The 3,392-nt window shown below is 65.9% G+C and carries 3 protein-coding genes and 1 pseudogene; 1 reads left to right on the top strand and 3 read right to left on the bottom strand.

Annotated features, from left to right (window positions below):
• Positions 1 to 552: alanine racemase (locus AC1DJT_RS35355; RefSeq protein WP_476835924.1), on the bottom strand; the 552-nt coding region annotated here is incomplete at its 3' end.
• 143 nt (positions 553 to 695) lie between these two features.
• Between AC1DJT_RS35355 and AC1DJT_RS35350 the strand changes: the two genes are divergently transcribed.
• On the top strand, positions 696 to 2,516 hold the full coding sequence (locus AC1DJT_RS35350; protein WP_476767835.1) for an ABC transporter ATP-binding protein: 1,821 nt from the start codon (positions 696 to 698) through the stop codon (positions 2,514 to 2,516).
• A 12-nt stretch (positions 2,517 to 2,528) separates the two neighbouring features.
• On the opposite strand, the gene AC1DJT_RS35345 is transcribed toward AC1DJT_RS35350, so the two are convergent.
• Both AC1DJT_RS35345 and obgE read right to left on the bottom strand, forming a co-directional pair.
• The gene (locus tag AC1DJT_RS35345; protein WP_441492735.1) at positions 2,529 to 3,098 is read right to left on the bottom strand and encodes an invasion associated locus B family protein; all 570 of its coding nucleotides are present in this window, start codon (positions 3,096 to 3,098) and stop codon (positions 2,529 to 2,531) included.
• Between the two features lie 113 nt (positions 3,099 to 3,211).
• Positions 3,212 to 3,392, bottom strand: a pseudogene (gene obgE / locus AC1DJT_RS35340) (GTPase ObgE); the annotation flags it as partial.

The following is a 3,392-nucleotide window of genomic DNA, read 5'->3' as shown; positions in this document are numbered from 1 at the left end:
GTGCTGGGCAGCACCGTGATAGGCTTGGATGCCCGTGAAGCGCAGCGAGTTGCTGCGCGCGACCGCCTCGGCGATGCGGACGGCTTCGCCGACTGCGACGCCACAGCGGCGCCCGCCAATATCGAGCTCGACCATAACGTCGAGCATCACGTCGTGCCGCGCAGCCGCCTCCGCCGCCTCGCGCACGCCCTCGGGATGATCGACGCAAAGGCCGATCCGTGCGTTGCGCGCCAGCTTGGCGAGCCGATCGAGCTTGGCTGGACCGACGATCTCGTTGGTGACCAGAACATCGCCGACTCCGCCCGCGACGAGAATCTCGGCTTCGGAGACCTTCTGGCAGCACTGGCCGACGGCGCCATGCGCGATCTGAAGCAGGGCGATATCCGGGCTCTTATGGGTCTTGGCATGAGGACGAAGACGTACGCCATGGGCCTGCGTATAGGCGGCCATGGCGACGAGATTCCGCTCGAAGGCGTCGAGATCGAGAACGAGCGCTGGCGTGTCGATCTCGGCGAAGCTCTGGCCGATCTGGGCCGGCGGGGGCGCGGGCATGAGTATACGCTATCTCCGGAATCAGTTGCAGCACTGTGGCTATGGGACGCCAGCTTCGTGTCTGGAACAAGACCGGAGCGCGAGGAACGCCCCCGCCGCCAAGCCAGTGGCATATCGCGGTCGACCATGTTAGGCCCYGCGCCATGAAGATCGGCCGCGTTACCGACGACACCTTTGCGCTCTTCGCCCGCGTCTGGCGCGAGCGAGTCAACGCCTACCTGCCCCAGATGGCGATGATCCTGGCACTAGTGGTGGTGATCGCCGCGACAACCAGCTTCTACCCGCTTCTGATCAAGGCAGCCTTCGACGCCTTCGCCGACCCCCTATCGGCGGAAGCGACGGGCTTCGTGCGCCGGATGGAGCGTCTCGTTTCGAAGTCGATCGGGATCGAGATCGGCGTGGTCAACGCCGTTGCGGTCGTCGTCGTCATCGTCACTGCGATCAAGGGCTTCTCGCTGCTTACGCAAACGGTGATGACCAACAGCGTGGTCAGCCGAATCGAAGCGGATATGCAGTCCGCGCTCTACGCGCATCTGATCGACGCCGACCTTGCTCAGCTCCAGCGCGAGAACCCCGCGTCGCTGACCCAGCGCTTCACCACCGACTTCACCTATGTGAAGGAGGCACTGACCCGGATCATCAACATCGCCGTGCGCGATGTGATGACCTCCATCGCACTGGTCGGGGCCCTGCTCTGGATCGATTGGCAGATGACCCTTGTCGTTCTGCTGATCGCGCCGATCGTCGCGCGCCCGATCGGCCGGATCGGCAAGAAGTTGCGCCGCATGGCGATGTCGCAGCAGGAGCAGACAGGCATCATGGCAAGCCTCGTCACCGAGAGCCTGCAGGGTGCCCGCGTCGCCAAGACGGACTCGCTCGAGCCCTATCTCAAGGCGCGCGCCGCGCATGCCTTCGAGACGATCCGCTCGCTCAAGATGAAGGCTGCCAATGCCCGCGGCCGGCTCGATCCTCTGCTCGAGGTCGCCGGCGGCATGGCGGTCGCCGGCGTCCTTGCCGCCATCGGGGTCAGGATCACGGCGGGCACCAGCACGATCGGCGATTTCACCGGTTATGTCTCGGCGCTGCTGCTCGCGGCGCAGCCGATGCGTTCGCTCGGCAACCTCAACGCCATCCTGCAGGAGGCCGGTGCCTCGCTGAAACGCTACTATGCCCTGATCGACGAGAAGCCGTTGGTCACCGAGCGCCCCGGAGCGCAGCCCCTCAAGGTCGGTGCCGGCGAGATCGCCTTCCGGCACGTTCGCTTTCGCTATCGCGATGATGCCCGCGCCCTGGAAGGCATCGATGTCGTCGCACAGGGTGGCAGGATGACAGCTCTGGTCGGTCGCTCCGGCTCCGGCAAGTCGACGCTGCTCACCCTGGCGCCGCGCCTTTACGACCCGAACGAGGGCCGCATCGAGATCGACGGACAGGATCTGCGCGACGTCACTCTCGCCAGCCTGCGCGGCCAGATCGGTGTCGTCAGCCAGGATGTCATGCTCTTCGACGATACCGTGCGGGCCAACATCGCCTTTGGCCGGCCGGGAGCGACCGAGGCCGAGATCATGGCCGCCGCCAGGGACGCAGCGGCGCATGATTTCATCATGGCCATGCCCGATGGCTACGATACGCAGGTCGGCGAGCGCGGTTCGAAGCTGTCCGGCGGTGAACGCCAGCGTGTCGCCATCGCGCGGGCCATCCTGAAGGATGCGCCAATCCTGCTGCTCGACGAGGCGACGAGCGCACTCGACACCGAGTCAGAGCGGCTCGTCCAGCAGGCGCTCGCCCGGCTGATGAAGAACCGCACGACACTGGTGATCGCCCATCGCCTCTCGACCGTGCGCGAGGCCGATCTCATCGTCGTGCTGGAAGAGGGCCGGATCGTCGAGACCGGTAGCCATGATGCTCTGATCGAGCATGACGGCACCTATGCCCGGCTGCACCGGCTGCAATTCACCGAGAACTGAAACGCGCCGATCTCAGGGCTCGCGGGCAAGCGCGTCCACTGCGGACTGAAAGCCCTTGAACGAGAAGGGCAGCACGACGGCGCGGTTAGCACCATCCTGATAGCGAAGCTGGCCAGCCTCGCCAAAGCCGCGCCAACGCTTCAGCAGGTCGTCGCTCACGTTCACCTCGGCGAAGCAGCCGCCGGGAAGGCAGCGCTGGAAGTCGGCAAGCGTCCCCTCGTCCTTCTCTCCGAGCGCAAGGCGGATACCGGCCTTGGCGCCGAGGCTCACATTCGGCGGCACCTGCACCACGAGCTTGTAGGGTTCATTGCGCACCGGCCGCCCGAGCGCGATCAACGCCACCGGGCCGCGCTGCCCCTGCACCTCGAGCGTCTGCACGATCTCGCAGATCCGGGTCCCGACGCCCTGCTGGCAGCGATGGGTCCAGTCGCCATAGGTCGCCGTCGTATTGTCCGGCTGCGAAACGCCGCCAGGAGCGGCCGGAGCCTGTGCACTCGCGGAAGGACGCTGCGCCTGGGCAAGGGCTGCGCCACTGAAGATCACGACGGAAACGAACGCGAGAGGCCTAAGCTTCGAAATCACCTGACAAGTCCCCCTTTGACGGTAGCCATGACTTAGATGGTGGCGCGCGTTTCCACGCAAGCCGTTTGGAGCTCGCTGGGAACGGTCGTCAACATCCCGTGGCGAATGACCGGTTATGGGCGCCAGCCGGTTTCCAGCGCCGGAGCATCGGCCTGGGCCTCTTCCTTCCGAGCCTCTTCGACCACCGCGAAGAGGGCGCGCAAGGCATCGTCGACGCCCTGGCCAGACGCTGATGACAGCACGATCGGCGCGCGCTTGGCGGCCCGCTTCAGCCGCGCGACCTGCTCCTTGAGC

The sequence above is a fragment of the Allobosea sp. 05T422_2 genome, assembly GCF_056396265.1.
The sequence above is the reverse complement of the archived record's forward strand: the minus strand, read 5'-3'. Positions and strand labels throughout refer to the sequence as shown.

Coding starts and splice junctions, on each gene's coding strand:
- AC1DJT_RS35350 (WP_476767835.1), top strand. CDS start 696: ATGAAGATCGGCCGCGTTACCGACGACACCTTTGCGCTCTTCGCCCGC.